Source organism: Halorubrum sp. 48-1-W, assembly GCF_003287355.1.
Taxonomy (GTDB): Archaea; Halobacteriota; Halobacteria; order Halobacteriales; family Haloferacaceae; genus Halorubrum.
The window spans coordinates 21,136-35,776 of record NZ_QMIM01000033.1 but is presented as its reverse complement, the minus strand read 5'-3'; the positions used below and the strand labels follow the sequence as shown (position 1 = coordinate 35,776).

The window sequence follows — 14,641 nt, the reverse complement described above, 5'->3', positions numbered from 1 at the left end:
CCGCGCGCGTTTCTCTACCGTCTCTCCCCGCGCAGCCAGACGTAGTCGTGAGCGTCCAGCGCGAGCGTGACCCCGCCGTCAGCGACGCGGTATCCGCCCTCGCCGACGACGCGTTCGGCCGCGTCGGCGTCGACGTCGAACCCGCAGACGGCCTCGCGCGGCTCCGCGGCGAAGTTGTGGACGCAGAGGAGGACGTCCCCGTCGCGGTCGAACCGGTGAACCCACACCTCCTTGGGCTCCGCGTCGACGATCCGGAACTCGCCGCGGGCGATCTCGGGACAGCGATCGCGGGCGTGTGAGAGCTCGCGGACCCGTGCGAGGAGCGAGTCGGGGTCGTCGCGCTGGACAGCGACGTTCACCCGGTCGTAGGCGTACGGTCCCTCGTCGACGACGGGGTTGTAACAGTCGTCGGGATCGGCCGTCGAGAACCCGCCGTTTCGCGAGCCGTCCCACTGCATCGGCGTGCGAACCGCCTCCCGCTCGGGGAGCGAGAGGTCCGCGCCCATGCCGATCTCGTCGCCCGACTGGAGCGCGACAGAGCCGGGGAGCGAAAAGAGGAGCGCGTGGGCGAGCGCGATCCGGTCGGGGTCGCCGTCGTAGAGGTCCGCGAGCCGGAGCCTGTGGCCCCGCTCGAAGATCCACGAGTCGCCCGCGTCGTCGCCGAAGTACTCGCGGGCGTGTTCGAACGCCTCCTCGGGGAGCTTCAGCAGGTTCCACTCGTCGTGGTTCCGGAGGAAGTTCACCCAGGTTCCGATCCCCTCGATGTCGGGGAGGAGCTCGTGAGCCCGGTAGAGCGGCCACGCGTCCCGCACCCCGACCGCGTACGTGAGGTGGGCGTTCATCACGAAGTTGAACTGGAGGTGGAACGCCTCCCCGTCGCCGAAGTAGTAGTCGAGGTGTTCGGGCTCGTCGTCGGCCTCCGCGAGCAGGACGGCGTCGGACTGCTCGGCCTCGACGACCTCCCGCATCCGCTTGAACAGGTCGATGGGCTCGTCGAGGTCGGTGTCCTCGAGCGTCGTCGCGTTGTGCCCCTTGGGCATCAACATGGGGTGGGCAGCGTCGATCCGGAAGCCGTCCGCGCCCTGGTCGAGCCAGAAGCGGAGCACGTCGTACAGCTCCTCGCGGACCGCGGGGTTCGCCACGTTGAGGTCGGGCTGGTGGGAGTAGAACTGGTGGAAGTAGTGTTTCCCGGCGGTTTCGTCGTACGACCAGACGCCGTCCTCGTACTCGGGGAAGATGTTGCCGCGGTGGTGGGCGTCCTCGAGGTGGCCCGTCCAGAGGTAGTAGTCGTGGTACTCGGATCCGGGGTCCTCGCGGGCCTCCCTGAACCACGCGTGTTCGTCCGAGGTGTGGTTGAAGACGAGGTCGGTGAGCACGCGGATCCCGTGGTCGTGCGCGCGCTCCGTGAACTCCCGGAAGTCCCCGAGCGTCCCCAGCCGGTCGTCGACGTCGTAGTAGTCGGCGACATCGTAGCCGTTGTCCCGCAGCGGGCTCGGGTAGAACGGACGGATCCAGACGGCGTCGACGCCGAGGTCGTCGAGGTACGCCAGCCGGTCTGTCGCCCCCCGGAAGTCCCCCCACCCGTCGCCGTCGCCGTCGGCGAACGTCTTCACGTCGAACGAGTAGATCGTCGCGTCCTCGTACCACTCGGGCTCGCTCATGCCGGTCGCTATGGGTGCCGGGGTGTGATTCCTTTCGGATCGTGGTGGTCCGCGGCCGTGCTCCCCGTCTGACGGGGTTTTTAATCTACGAGCCCCCAGTAGCGGTCGTGAGCGTCGTCGTCGCGGTCAAACCCTCGGCGCGCAAGCGCAACGCGAAGGTCGGTCAGCTCGTCTTCGAGGACGGCTCCCGCCACGCCTTCGAGAGCCGCGCTGCCGCCGAACGGTGGGCCGACGACCTCTCGACGGGCGACGGCCACGTCTGGGTGGCCGCTGCCCACCCCCGGGACGGCGGGGTCGCCGACCTCTATCTGGTCTCGCGGGCAACGAACGCCAAGCTCGAGGCGGCCTACGACAAGCGCCGGCGGCGGCTCCGCGGCGACGTCGATCCGGAACAGGCGTCGCTCGGGAACCCGCTGTGAATTCGGGACGGGATCGCCGGTGAGGTCCGCCGGCGACACGCGCGGCTGGTACCGTCGGCGACGCACGAAGCTGACGGCGTCGGGACCGTGAGAAAACGCCGAGGCGGAGATTTGAACTCCGGTGTCCGAATGGACAGTAGATTTCGAATCTACCGCCTTGGCCAGGCTAGGCTACCTCGGCTCGTCTCCGGGTTCGGCGCTTCGGATGTTATGGGTTTCGATCGCGGCCGGATCGCCGTCCGGCGTTCGTCCCCGAAACCGCCGTCCGCGACAACCCTTTTGCCGTCTCCGTCCCAGCTGTTCACATGGACGTTCCCGACGCGGCAGACGCCTGTGCCCGCGTGATCGACGAGGTCGGCTCCGCGGTCGTCGTCGACCGCGAGTTCCTCGAGCGCGTCACCCTCGGGATCATCGCCCGCGGCCACGTCCTCCTGGAGGACGTCCCCGGCACCGGAAAGACCCTCTCCGCGCGGTCGTTCGCGACCGCACTCGGCTTGGAGTTCTCGCGGGTCCAGTTCACGCCGGACCTCCTCCCCTCCGACGTGACCGGCACGAACGTCTTCGACGAGCGGGACGGCACGTTCACCTTCTCGCCGGGGCCGATCTTCGCGAACGTCGTGCTCGCCGACGAGATCAACCGCGCCCCGCCGAAGACCCAGGCGGCGCTGTTGGAGGCGATGGAGGAGGGACAGGTCACCGTCGACGGCGAGACCCACGCGCTCCCGTCGCCCTTCTACGTCATCGCGACGCAGAACCCCGTCGAGAGCGAGGGCGCGTTCCCGCTGCCGGAGGCACAGCTCGACCGGTTCATGATCAAGACCTCGCTCGGCTACCCCGACGAGGCCGGCGAGGTAGAGATCCTCCGCCGGCGCGCCGGCAGAACCGACCGGAGCCCGACGGTCGAGCGCGTGCTCGACCCCGCGGACGTGGCCGACCTCCGGACGGTCCCCGAGACGGTCCGCGTCGACGACGACCTCCTCGCGTACATGGCGTCCGTCGTCCACCGAACCCGCGAGGACCGCCGGGTCGCGGTCGGCGTCTCCCCCCGCGGGACCCAGCGGCTCTTCGAGGCCGCCCGCGCGAACGCGACGGTCGCCGGCCGCGCGTTCCTCACGCCCGACGACGTGAAACGTGTCGCGGAGCCGACGCTCGCACATCGGCTCGTGTTGACGCCGGACGCGACCGTCAACGACGTGGCGAAGGCGGACGTGATCGCCGACGCGCTCGACCGCGTCGCGGTCCCGACGGTGGAGCCGCCGGGGGCGTGAGCGCGGACTCGCCGGATCCGTGAGCCCGGTCAGGGACCGGACGGTTCCCCGCCTACGCCGCGTCGCGGTCGGCGAGTAGCTCCGTCGCCGTCAACAGCGCCTCCAGTTCCACGTCGTGGTCGGCCAACAGCTCCGCGGCCCCCTCCTCGCGGTCGACGACGACGAGGACGCGCTCGACCGTCGCGCCCGCCTCCCGGAGCGCCTCGACCGCGTCGACGGCCGACCGCCCGGTCGTCGCGATGTCCTCCAAGACGACGACCTCCTCGCCAGCCTCGAGCCGTCCCTCGATCCGGTTGCCGGTGCCGTACTCCTTGGCCTGCTTGCGTGCGATGACGTAGGGCCGGCCGAGCCGCTCGGCGGTCACCGCGACGAGCGGGACCGCGCCGAGCGCGACGCCGGCCAGCTTCGCGTCGGTGTCGGCGAGCCGCTCGGCGAACGCGTCCGCGATCCGCCCGAGGCAGTCGGGGTCGGTCTCGAAGAGGTACTTGTCGACGTAGTAGTCGCTCGTCCCGCCGTGTGAGAGCTCGAACTCGCCGAACTTCACGGCGTCGGCCGCGCGCAACGCCGCGATCAGCCCGTCCCGTCGGTCGTCGTCGGTCATGTCCGATCCGGATCGCGGAGCGATTATAAACCGGTCGGAACGGCGGGGACGGACGCCCCGTCGGGTCGTCCCCGCGTCGGCCTCACCTGTCGATCCTCGCGTCCCCTCACCGGTCGATCCCCGCGTCGCCCTCGAGGACGCGGTCGACCTCCTCGGGCGTCACGACCGCGATGTCGCCGCCGACGGTGCGTTTGAGCGCCGCGGTCGCGGCCCCCCGCTCGAGCGCTGTGGGCACGTCACTGCCGTCGATCCGCGTCGCGAGGAAGCCGGCGACGAACGCGTCGCCGGTGCCGATCGCGTCGAACGTGTCCGCCTCGAAGACGCCCTGCTCGTGGACGGCTCCGCCCCGGAGCGCGAGCGCGCCGCCGCTTCCGCGCGTGACGACCACACATTCGAACCCGTGCTCGGAGGCGAGACCGTGAGCGATCTCCACCGTGTCGCCCTCGCGGCCGAGCACCTCGCGGGCGTCCCGCTGTGGAACGAACAGCACGTCGACGTCCGCGAACAGCTCCTCGTAGGTCGCGCGCGCGGTCGACGGGTCCCACAGCTTCGACCGGTAGTTCAGGTCGAACGTCCGGGTGACGCCCGCGTCGCCGGCCGTCCGCAACAGCGACCGCGTCGTCTCCCGGGCGGTCGCGGAGAGGGCCGGCGTGATCCCCGTCGTGTGGAAGTAGTCGGCCGACTCCAGCGTGGCCGTCGGTAGCTCCGCTGGCTCGACCGTCGTGATCGCGGCGTCCGCGCGGTCGTAGATCACGTTCGTCCCCCGCGGCTCGCCGCCGTGTTCGAGGTAGTAGGCGCCGACGCGGCTGGCGTCGGCGTCGGCCCACGACACGCCGATGCGCACGCCGTGGCTCCGAAGCTCGCTCGTGATCCGGCGCCCGAGCGGCGAGTCCGGCAGCTTCGAGAACCAGACCGCGTCGACGCCGAGCCGCGCCGTACCGACCGCGACGTTGCTCTCCGCCCCGCCGGCCTGGACGTCGAGCTCGCGGGTCCGCTCCAGCCGCTCGCCCGGCGGCGGGGAGAGACGGAGCATCGTCTCGCCGAACGTCACGAGGTCCGTCACGCCGATCCCCCCGTCGGTCCGGTCGCGTCGGTGTCCATGCCCGTCCGTCGACCGCCGGGTACAAAAGCGACGCCGATCCGGGTCGCTCCGGACGCGTCCCACCGTCACCGGAACGCGGACGCCAGGATGACCCCGCCGAAGCACAACAACGCGAGCGCGGCGATCGGCTGACCGCCGGCCGCGACGACGTACGTCCCGTAGACGACGGCGCCGGCGATCGTTCCCACGAGCAGGGACGTCCCGGCGTGAACCGTCACGTTCCGTCGGGTTCGACCCTCCCTGCCGACGTGGCGACCGAGCGAGAGGCCGTGGTCGGCGACGTCCCACGCGACCGCGAGCGCCACGCCGGCGACGAGGAGCGGCTCCGCGCCGCCGCCGACCCCCGCTGCGAGCGCGATCCCGGCGATCCCCGTGGTAGCCCCCCACGATAGGACGCGGGCGGACCCGAGGAGCGACCCGCCGGCGAGCAGGACGAGCGACGCGCCGACGACCGCGCCGCCGGTCGGCGCGGCGACGAGCGCGGCGACCGTCCCAGCGAGCGCGGCGACGAGGCTCACCACGACCGCGAGCGTCGGCGGTCGCGTGTCGCGTTCGCGGTCTCCGTCCGCCCGTGACCCGGGGTTCCCGTCCGCCCGTGACCTGCCCGCCTCGCCCGCGCTCATCGCGACCACCGTCCGCTCGCACTCGCGACCGCGGCCGCGAACGACCGGTCGCTCCACTCGACCACGCGGATCCCCGCGCCCCGCAGGGTCCGGACCCGATCGCGCCGCTCGACCGCGGCCAGCCGGCGACCCGGCGTGCCCGGCGACGTCCCGCTCGTCGACGCGGTCGGGTCCGGCGAGAGGACCGTGACGAGGTGGCCGTACGCGTCGAGCCGGCGGGCGGTGTCGACGGTGGCGTCGTCGACGAGCGGGGTGAAGAACAGCACCTGGGCGTTCCCCGGGAGCCGCCGTCGGAACCGGCGGCGCCACAGGGTGCGGTAGAACCGGTCCTCCGACGGCGTCGGCGCGAGCGCGGGGTCCGTCGCCAGCGTCTCGCGAGCCCGCACCGCGTGGTCGGTCCCTGCGCCCGGCGGTAGCCAGCAGTCGTGCGGCGACATCGCCGCGATCCCGACGCGGTCGCCGCCGGCGAGCAGCGCGGTGAACACGGCCCCCGCAGCCTCGACGCTCGCCTCCACCGCGGTGTCGGCGTCCGGCCTCGCAGCGACGTACGCCGGCTCGCGGGCGTCGACGAGCAGGACGACCGTCGCTGACCGCTCCTCGCGGAGCTCCAGGGTCGCCAGCTCGCCCGTCCGCGCCCGCCGGTTCCAGTCGACCCGCTTCAGCGGGTCGCCCCGGCGGTACTCCCGGGTGGCGTAGAACTCGACGCCCGACCCGCCCACGTCGGTGGGGACGCGGCCGTGTGACACCGTCGTCAACCCCCGGAGCGGGAGCTCGCCGCCCGCTGCCAGCTCCGGGGTACACGTCAGCCGGGTCGGCGTCTCGAGCTCCGTCAGCTGTTCGCGGGAGCCGGCGGCGTTGCGGACCACGGCGCGCGTCGTCCCCCACTCGTGGTCCCCGCGGCTCGCGCGGACCACGTAGGAGAACGTCACGCTCGCGCCCGACCGGAGCGCTGTGGCGACCCGTGCGGGGCCGTCGACGACCTCGAGTCCCGGCGGCACCCCGTCGACGAGCCGCAGGTCGAAACACGGCGCGTCGCCGACGTTCCTCGCGCGCACCGTCACCGTCACGGCGTCGCCGGGATTCGGCGTCCGGTCGCTCACCTCGCGGTCGATCACGAGTTCGGCCTCTCCCGCCTCGCCGAGGTGCGCGTACAGGCCGTACCCGACCGCCGCCGCCCCGACGACGACCATCCCCGGCAGCCTGAGCACGATGCCCCCCCCGACGAGCGCGAGCGCGACCCCGGTGATCCCGACCCACCGCTCCGTGTCGAACGGGCGAAGCGCCCGGCGCTCGGTCGGCGCGTCGCAGTCGTGGTCGACGTTCCCGCTCCCGTCGCTCCCGTCCTCGCTGTCGCTCCTATCGTCCCCGCCGTGCCCGTCGCTCCCGTCGTCCCCACCGTGCCCGTCGGGTTCCTCCGCCGTGGTCGTCGTCGGAGCGACCCGGCCCCGTTCGACGGCCGTCATCGGTCCGCCTCCGTTCCGTCGGCGGCCCCGTTCCGCCGGTCGTCGACGATCGCTTCTTCCTCGCCCGCTCGCCTCCCGGAACCGATCCCCGTCGTCGTCCGTTCGACGGCGGCGACGGCGGCGCTCACGCCGATCCGAAACGTCGACCGACCGGGCAGGCTCCCCCGGATCCGATCCCCGATCGGGTAGCCGATCGACCGCGAGAGGAACGCCGCGGCGGTACGGTCGTCGGTCCACGTTCCCTCATCGAGGAGGTCCACGGCGCGCTCGCGTGAGCAGGCCCGCTCCCGGGCGACCGCGCGGACCGCGGCCGCTCGAACGCGCGACCGCACGTCGTCACGGGCGGTTCGTCTGCGACTGCGACGGACGGACGCGGCCCGGGCGACCGTCGCGTCGAAGTCGGCACCGGGGACCACGGCCCGCTCCCGTCGTTCGGGCTCGCCGAGGTCGGTCGATCGCCGCTCCCGGTCGCGGCGCGCGCTCGCGTACCGGACGCCCTGGAGGACGCCGAGCACGCCGATCAGCGTGACGACGACCCACGAGAGGTCGAGCGTGCTCGCGAGCTGTCTATCGACGACGAAGAGGAAGCCGACGGCGACCGCTGTGATCCCGACGACCGCGAGCGGGCGCACTACGGCTCACCCCCGTGTTCCGCCTCGATCCTGCGTAGCGCTGCCGCCGCCCGTCGCTCCCGGTCGTCGGTCGGGTCCGCGCCGCCGTACCGTACCCGCTCGAACACCTCGGTGAGCTCCGAGACGGGCTCCTCGGCGACCCCCGCCTCGATCGCGGCTGTCGCGAACTCCGCGGGCGTCGCGGAGGCGGGACGGTCGACCTCGAGCGCCTCGGTCATCTCGCGCCACGCGCGGTACACCCCGTTGTCGCCGGCGTCGCCCTCGATACGGTCGGCAGCCCTCCCCGCGGTTCGCGCGACCGCGGCGAGGTCCGGGTCCGCCGGATCCGGTTCGGGGGCCGCGCGGTCGCCTCTCCCGGCGGACGCGTCGTCGTCGCCGGCGGCCGCCACCAGCGCGAGGAGGCTGACGACGACCGCGAGGACGACGACGGCGACGAACACCGCCTCGGGCGTCGAGACGTTCCCGGAGCCGCCGGCGAGCCCCGACCCCCCGCCGCCGCCCGCCGGGAGCAACCCCTCCTCTTCGCCCGCCAGCCCTAGGTCGAGGGCGTCGACCGTCGCGGGGTCGCGGCAGGTCGAGAGCCCGTACCACAGCACGCCGACCGGGAACCCGAACGTCCCCGCGACGACGGCCGCCGCGAACCGCGACCCGGTCTCGCGGTACGCGAGTGCCCCGATCACGAGCAGGCCCCCCGCGAGGAGCAACAGCGCCGGCGGCCGCCGCAAGAGGGGGTAACAGATAGGCGGCAGCGTCAGGACCAGCGGCCCGCCCGGCGTCTCCGAGGGGCTGACCTCGTCGGACTCGTCCGTCGGGCCGGCGCCGCCCTCGACGCCGCCGGCGAACCCGCCCCCGCCGTCGACGGTGACCGCGGAGTCCAGCGTCGCGGCCGCGACGCCGAGGGCCACGACGGCGAGGAGGGCGAGGAGGGCGGTCGAGAGGGTCTCCCGTTTCACGACGGTAGATGCGTGCTCGCGCGGGAATAGCTTTCGGGGGGAAGGGCGGATCCCGGGCGACGCGCGGTCGGCGGCGGGCCTTCCGGAACAGCCGGCTCACCGAATCGCGCCGTCGAGCGCCGTCGTCGGGAACAGGTCCGTCACGTCCGGGTCCGGGTCGAGGAGACGGTACGTGGCCCCGTCGCGCTCGAGGACGTCCGCGCGCTCGAGGTGGTCGAGGTGCGCGAACGCCTCGCCCGGGCCGTGAAGCGTGTGGATCCCCTCGAGGTCGCCGAACAGCGCCGCCGACACCTCCCAGGCGGTGGCCGGTCCGGACGCCAGGACGTCGAGCACCCGCCGGGTGCGGTCCCGGTGGTGCTCGAGGATCTCCGCAGCCCGCCGGCTCGGCTCGTCGATCCGCTCGCGGTGGCCCGGATGGGCGGCGTCCCAGTCGCGGTCGACCATCCGGACGAGGCTGTCTGCGTAGGCGGCGAGCGGTTCCTCGACCCGGACGTCCGCACCGCCGACGTTCGGGGTGTACCGCGGGAGCAACGCGTCGCCGGTGAACGCCTCCACGGGGTGACCGCCGTCCGCTTCGCCGCCCTCCCGGACGGGAACGTGTCCCGGAATCGTCCGCGGGTCGAACGCGAACGCGCAGAGCCCGGCGGTGTGGCCGGGCAGGTGGACCGTCTCCAGTTCCACCCCGCCGAGGTCGATCGTCTCGCCGTCGACGATCGGTGTCACCACAGCGTCACGGCCGTAGAGGTCGGTCCCCGACCGCTCGAAGAACGCCGTCAGCCGCTCGCGCGCGTCGGCCGGTAGCCCCCACCGGTCGAACGTCTCGCGCTGGGCTGCAGGGTCCGTCGCGAAGGGTCGCTCTTGCCCGTCGACGAGCGGCGCGTCCGCCTCGTGGACGTACACCGCCGCGTCGCCCGCAGTCTGGATCTCGCCGGCCAGCCCGGCGTGATCGGGGTGCCAGTGTGTGAGCACCACCGCGTCGACGTCGGCGAACGCGACACCGTGGTCCGCGAGCCCCTCCCGCAGGTCCGCGCGAACCGACGGGATCGCGACGGCAGTGTCCACGAGCGTCGTCCGGTCCGCCTCGATCAGGTAGGCGTCGTTCTCGCCCTCGAAGACGGTGTTCCCGAGCTGGATCCGTTTCACGTCCGTCGGTCGTCGGGAACCCCCTTCAGGGTTGCTACCGGGCGACCGATCGCCGGGGACACCCCCCCCGGTCCGGCGCGCGGGACCGGTCCGGGGCCGGGTCGATCCGGTCGCGTCGCGACGTCCTTTTCATCGCGCCGACCGTCGACCGGGCATGGAGTATCAACCCGGGGTCTGCAACATCGGGCCGACCCAGCAGCGGCGTCGGATCCTGCTCGGCGTCGTCTCGCTCCTCGTCGCGGCCGCCCTCGTCGCCGCGATCCTCGTGGTCGGCTGGCCGCGCTGGACGCTGGTTCTCGCGACGTTCCCGCTGTACGGGGCGGCGATGGGCTACTTCCAGTATCGCGAGCGCTTCTGCGTCGGCTTCGCCGGCATGGGCGTCTTCGACGTGGGCGACGGGACGGAACGGGTCGACGATCCCGAGGCGCTCGCAGTCGACCGGAAGCGCGCGGTTCGGTTGAACCTCAAGTCGCTCGCCGTCGGCGCGCTCGCCGCCGTGGCGATATACGGGGTCGCGGTCGTGGGGCTGTAGCTCACTCCAGGACGACCAGCACGTCGCCCATGTCGACGCTGTCGCCCTCGGCGACGTGAACGCTCGCGACGGTGCCGCCGCGCTCGGCGACCACGTCGTTCTCCATCTTCATCGCCTCCAGGACGCAGACCACGTCGCCGGCGGCGACCTCGTCGCCCTCCGCGACGTCGACCGAGAGGATCGTCCCCTGCATCTCCACGGTCACCGCCTCGCCGCCCTCCGCGACGTCGCCCGCATCGTCGTCGTCCGCGTCGGTCGCCTGTGGCGGTCGCTCGCGTCGGCCGGACGCGTCGGCCCCCCCGGTAGGGATCGGCGGGGCACCGCGCTCCTCGAGGTCGACCCGGAAGCGCTTGCCGTTCACCTCGACGGTGAACTCGCGTCGGGTCACCTCCCCGTCGTCCTCGTCCGAGGATCCCGAGGGCTCCGTCCCCCACCGCTCCTGTGCGTCGGCGATCCGGTCCGGATCGACCGCCTCGTCGAGGTACTTCGTCGTGTGCGTGCCCGCGAGGAACCGCTCGTCCGAGAGCATGAGCCGGTGGAACGGGACGACCGTGACGACGCCGTCGACGTCGTACTCCGCGAGCGCGCGCCGTGAGCGGGCGAGACACTCCTCGCGGTCTCGCCCCCACACGATCAGCTTCGCGATCATCGAGTCGTAGTCGGTGACGAGCTCGTCGCCCTGCCGCAGCGCGTCGTCGACGCGGACGCCGATCCCGCCCGGCGGGTCGTACGTGTCGAGCCGACCCTCGCTCGCGGGCTGGAACCCCTCGACAGCGTTCTCGGCGTTGATCCGGAACTCGACGGCGTGACCCGAAAGCTCGACGTCGTCCTGCGTGATCGAGAGCCCCTCTCCGGCGGCGACCCGGAGCTGTTCCTTCACGATGTCGACGCCCGTCAACGCCTCCGTCACCGTGTGTTCGACCTGGATCCGGGTGTTGACCTCGAGGAAGTAGAAGGGCGTCTCGGGGCCGAGCAGGTCGTCCGGGTCGCGGTCGGGGTCCTCCTCGACGAGGAACTCGACGGTCCCGGCGTTGACGTAGTCGGCGGCTGCGACGCCGCGGCGGGCCGCCTCGCCGATCCGCTCGCGCAACTCGTCGGAGAGCGCCGGCGAGGGCCCCTCCTCTATCACCTTCTGGTGGCGGCGCTGGAGCGAGCAGTCGCGCTCGCCCAGGTGGACGACGCCGGACTCGTCCGCGACGACCTGGACCTCGACGTGTCGCGGCGTCTCGAGGTACCGCTCGAGGTAGACGGAGTCGTTCGAGAAGTACGCCTCGCCCTCGCGTTTCGCCGACTCGAGGGCCTCCTCGGCCTCGTCGGGCGACTCGACGATCTTCATGCCCCGACCGCCGCCGCCGCCCTCGGCTTTGATCGCGACCGGGTAGCCGTGCTCCGCGCCGAACTCGTTGACGGCCTCGACGTCGGCGACGGGCTCCGTCGTCCCCGGAACGATCGGCACGTCGGCGTCTGCCATCGCCCGCCGGGCGTGCGTCTTCTCGCCGAGCTGTCCCATCGCGTCGCTCGCGGGACCGACCCAGGTCACCCCGTCGGTCGCCTCGACGCGCGCCGCGAAGTCGGCGTTCTCGGCGAGGAAGCCGTAGCCGGGGTGGATCGCGTCGGCGTCGGCCGCGCGCGCGGCGTCGACGACCGCCCCGCCGTCGAGGTAGGAGTCGGCCGCGCGGGCCGGCCCCACGTTGTACGCCTCGTCGGCGTACCGGACGTGACCGGCGTGTCTGTCCGCGTCGCTGTAGACGGCGACCGTCTCGACGCCCAGCTCCTCGCAGGCGCGCATCACGCGGACGGCGATCTCGCCGCGGTTCGCGACCAGTACCTTGTCGAACATGCTGTCGGCCCGTTCTCGGAATACGCACCTCACTCTGTCGGTCCGGGACGGTTAAGGGGTGTCGAGCCCGGATCGTCGGGTATGCTCTCGGCAGGGAACCCCTACGTGTTGCCGTCGGTGCTCGCCGGCGCAGTCGTCTACCTCGCGCTCTCGGTACTGACCGACGCCTCCGTCCTGGTCCGCGTGAGCGTCCTCGTCGTCATCGCCGGCGTCGTCCCGGTCGTCGTGAACCGGGTCGTCGGGGCGATCCGCGGTGGGAACACGGCCGACCCCGGCGTCGATCCCGACCCGGAGGAGTAAAGCGAGGTGAGGTCTCACCGGGGGGCGGGACGGGCGGCCGCGGCCTCCCGGCCACTTCAGAACCGGTCGAGCCGGCCGGCCGCTGTCCACGGGTCCGCGGGGGCGGTCTCGGGGACGCGCGCGCGGCGGCCCCGCACCGACTCTAGGCGGCCGGCGAACCCCCAGCGGTCGCCGTGCCAGCCGGTCGCTTCGTCGTCCGCCGCGGCCGCCGCCTCGCGGTCGCGGAGGTGTGCCGCGACCGCGACCGCGATGGCGGCCGCCTCCGCGTCGTCGGCGTCGTCGGGGATCGACAGCCCCGCGGGTGGATCCGTCGCCATCTCAGATCGGGATGTTGCCGTGTTTCTTGTCGGGCCCTTCCGCGCGTTTGCCCGTCAGCATCTCCAGGTCGTCGATAAGGCGGGCACGGGTCTCGGTCGGCTCGATCACGTCGTCGACGAAGCCGCGGTCGGCCGCGGTGTACGGGTTCGCGAACTCCTCGCGGTACTCGTCGATCAGCTCCTCTCTGTGCGCGTCGGTGTCCTCGGCGGCCTCCAGCTCCTCGCGGTAGAGGACGTTCACGGCCCCCTTCGGCCCCATCACCGCGATCTCCGCGGTCGGCCAGGCGTAGTTGACGTCGCCGCCGATGTGTTTCGAGGACATCACGCAGTAGGCCCCGCCGTACGCCTTCCGGGTGATGACCGTCAGGAGGGGGACGGTCGCCTCCGAGAAGGCGTACAACAGCTTCGCGCCGTGCCGGATGATCCCGTCGTGTTCCTGGTCGGTGCCGGGCATGAAGCCGGGGACGTCCTCGAAGGTGAGGATCGGCACGTTGAACGCGTCACAGAAGCGGACGAACCGCGCGGCCTTCTGGCTCGACTCGATGTCGAGCGTGCCCGCGTTCACGCGGGGGTTGTTGGCGACGACCCCCACCGACCGGCCGTCGAGGCGGGCGAAGCCGACGACGACGTTCTTCGCGAAGTTCTCCTGGACCTCGAAGAAGGAGCCCTCGTCGACGACGCCGCCGATCACCTCCTTCATGTCGTAGGGCTTCCGGGGGGCGTCGGGGACGACCTCGGTCAGCGACTCGTCGGCGCGCTCGGGGTCGTCCCACGGCTCGACGCGCGGGGGGTCCTCGACGTTGTTCTGTGGGAGGTACGAGAGGAGCCGGGCGATCCCGTCGAGGGCGTCCTCCTCCGACTCCTCGGCGAAGTGGGCGACGCCGGAGGTGGCGGTGTGGGTGACCGCGCCGCCGAGTTCCTCGAAGCTCACCTCCTCGCCCGTGACCGTCTCGATCACGTCCGGCCCGGTGATGAACATGTGGGAGGTGTCTTTCACCATGAAGGTGAAGTCCGTGATGGCCGGCGAGTACACCGCGCCGCCGGCACACGGCCCCATGATCGCCGAGAGCTGTGGAACCACGCCGGAGGCCTCCGTGTTCCGCCGGAAGATCTCCGCGAACCCGCCGAGCGAGGCGACCCCCTCCTGGATCCGCGCGCCCGCGGAGTCGTTGAGCCCGACGACGGGCGCGCCCACGTCCATCGCCTTGTCCATAACCTTACACACCTTCTCGGCGAACACCTCGCCGAGCGAGCCGCCGAAGACCGTGAAGTCGTGGGCGAACACGAACGTCTTCCGGCCGTTCACCTCGCCGTACCCCGTCACCACGCCGTCGCCCGGGATCCGGTTCTCCTCCATCCCGAACGTGTGGTTCCGGTGGGTGCGGAACCGATCGAACTCGTGGAACGTGCCGTCGTCGAGGAAGTAGTCGATCCGCTCGCGGGCGGTCAGCTTCCCCTTCCCGTGTTGGGAGGCGATCCGCTCGTCGCCGCCCCCCTTTTCTGCCCGCTCGCGACGCTCCCGGAGGTCCTCGATGCGGTCGTCCATCGTCACGTCGGACCACCCTGACTCATTACCTCGTGGGTCGACGAGCGACATCAAAAGGGTTCCCCTATCCGACGTTTCGTGGATCGACGAACGTCGAAAGACTCGCCCGGACGGCCTCGACCCGCCTCGAGGCGGATCGAGCGGGGGACGGAACGTGAGCGACTCGCACGCCGACGGCCGCTTCGACGGTTTTAAACGTCCGATGGGCCACTCTCCGATGAGACAGGCTTCGCCTGTTTCA

At 72.2% G+C, this 14,641-nt stretch carries 15 protein-coding genes and 1 tRNA gene; 4 read left to right on the top strand and 12 right to left on the bottom strand.

Annotated features, from left to right (window positions below):
* Nucleotides 1–14: 14 nt before the first annotated feature.
* Nucleotides 15–1,661: an alpha-amylase family protein gene (locus tag DQW50_RS14415; RefSeq protein ID WP_112079965.1), complete on the bottom strand. Its 1,647-nt coding sequence runs from the start codon at nt 1,659–1,661 to the stop codon at nt 15–17.
* Between the two features lie 107 nt (nt 1,662–1,768).
* On the opposite strand from DQW50_RS14415, the gene DQW50_RS14410 reads away from it, so the two are divergent.
* Complete coding sequence (locus DQW50_RS14410; RefSeq protein WP_112079964.1) at nt 1,769–2,080, top strand: hypothetical protein; 312 nt, start codon at nt 1,769–1,771, stop codon at nt 2,078–2,080.
* Between the two features lie 96 nt (nt 2,081–2,176).
* Here DQW50_RS14410 and DQW50_RS14405 read toward each other — a convergent pair.
* Nucleotides 2,177–2,261: transfer RNA gene (locus DQW50_RS14405), tRNA-Ser, on the bottom strand.
* 124 nt (nt 2,262–2,385) lie between these two features.
* Between DQW50_RS14405 and DQW50_RS14400 the strand changes: the two genes are divergently transcribed.
* Nucleotides 2,386–3,348, top strand: coding sequence for a MoxR family ATPase (locus DQW50_RS14400; RefSeq protein ID WP_112079963.1), 963 nt, complete (start codon nt 2,386–2,388; stop codon nt 3,346–3,348).
* Between the two features lie 52 nt (nt 3,349–3,400).
* On the opposite strand, the gene pyrE is transcribed toward DQW50_RS14400, so the two are convergent.
* The 7 genes from pyrE to DQW50_RS14365 all read right to left on the bottom strand — a co-directional run bounded on the left by pyrE (nt 3,401) and on the right by DQW50_RS14365 (nt 9,865).
* The gene (gene pyrE, locus DQW50_RS14395) at nt 3,401–3,949 is read right to left on the bottom strand and encodes an orotate phosphoribosyltransferase (RefSeq protein WP_112079962.1); all 549 of its coding nucleotides are present in this window, start codon (nt 3,947–3,949) and stop codon (nt 3,401–3,403) included.
* Nucleotides 3,950–4,055: 106 nt separating this feature from the next.
* Nucleotides 4,056–5,012, bottom strand: a complete 957-nt coding sequence (gene kdgK1 / locus DQW50_RS14390; protein WP_112079981.1) for a bifunctional 2-dehydro-3-deoxygluconokinase/2-dehydro-3-deoxygalactonokinase — start codon at nt 5,010–5,012, stop codon at nt 4,056–4,058.
* A 104-nt stretch (nt 5,013–5,116) separates the two neighbouring features.
* Nucleotides 5,117–5,674 (bottom strand): hypothetical protein, encoded by a 558-nt coding sequence (locus tag DQW50_RS14385; RefSeq protein ID WP_241964445.1) that lies wholly within the window; start codon nt 5,672–5,674, stop codon nt 5,117–5,119.
* Nucleotides 5,671–7,137, bottom strand: coding sequence for a DUF58 domain-containing protein (locus DQW50_RS14380; RefSeq protein WP_112079960.1), 1,467 nt, complete (start codon nt 7,135–7,137; stop codon nt 5,671–5,673). The genes DQW50_RS14385 and DQW50_RS14380 overlap by 4 nt, the downstream gene beginning before the upstream one ends.
* Nucleotides 7,134–7,769 (bottom strand): hypothetical protein, encoded by a 636-nt coding sequence (locus tag DQW50_RS14375; protein ID WP_241964444.1) that lies wholly within the window; start codon nt 7,767–7,769, stop codon nt 7,134–7,136. Before DQW50_RS14375 ends, DQW50_RS14380 begins: the two co-directional genes overlap by 4 nt.
* Nucleotides 7,769–8,722, bottom strand: a complete 954-nt coding sequence (locus tag DQW50_RS14370) for a DUF4129 domain-containing protein (protein ID WP_112079959.1) — start codon at nt 8,720–8,722, stop codon at nt 7,769–7,771. The genes DQW50_RS14375 and DQW50_RS14370 overlap by 1 nt, the downstream gene beginning before the upstream one ends.
* A 96-nt stretch (nt 8,723–8,818) precedes the next feature.
* A complete protein-coding gene (locus DQW50_RS14365) occupies nt 8,819–9,865 on the bottom strand; it encodes an MBL fold metallo-hydrolase (protein ID WP_112079958.1) in 1,047 nt (348 codons plus the stop codon).
* A 154-nt stretch (nt 9,866–10,019) separates the two neighbouring features.
* On the opposite strand from DQW50_RS14365, the gene DQW50_RS14360 reads away from it, so the two are divergent.
* The gene (locus DQW50_RS14360; RefSeq protein WP_112079957.1) at nt 10,020–10,397 is read left to right on the top strand and encodes a hypothetical protein; all 378 of its coding nucleotides are present in this window, start codon (nt 10,020–10,022) and stop codon (nt 10,395–10,397) included.
* 1 nt (nt 10,398) lies between these two features.
* Here DQW50_RS14360 and DQW50_RS14355 read toward each other — a convergent pair whose 3' ends face one another.
* Nucleotides 10,399–12,237, bottom strand: coding sequence for an acetyl-CoA carboxylase biotin carboxylase subunit (locus DQW50_RS14355; RefSeq protein WP_112079956.1), 1,839 nt, complete (start codon nt 12,235–12,237; stop codon nt 10,399–10,401).
* Between the two features lie 81 nt (nt 12,238–12,318).
* Here DQW50_RS14355 and DQW50_RS14350 point away from each other — a divergent pair, with 81 nt between their 5' ends.
* Nucleotides 12,319–12,537, top strand: coding sequence for a hypothetical protein (locus DQW50_RS14350; protein WP_112079955.1), 219 nt, complete (start codon nt 12,319–12,321; stop codon nt 12,535–12,537).
* Between the two features lie 56 nt (nt 12,538–12,593).
* Here the strand turns inward: DQW50_RS14350 and DQW50_RS14345 are convergent, their stop codons facing one another.
* The gene (locus tag DQW50_RS14345; protein ID WP_112079954.1) at nt 12,594–12,854 is read right to left on the bottom strand and encodes an acc operon protein; all 261 of its coding nucleotides are present in this window, start codon (nt 12,852–12,854) and stop codon (nt 12,594–12,596) included.
* Nucleotide 12,855: 1 nt separating this feature from the next.
* Nucleotides 12,856–14,400 (bottom strand): acyl-CoA carboxylase subunit beta, encoded by a 1,545-nt coding sequence (locus DQW50_RS14340; protein WP_112079953.1) that lies wholly within the window; start codon nt 14,398–14,400, stop codon nt 12,856–12,858.
* Between the last annotated feature and the right edge of the window lie 241 nt (nt 14,401–14,641).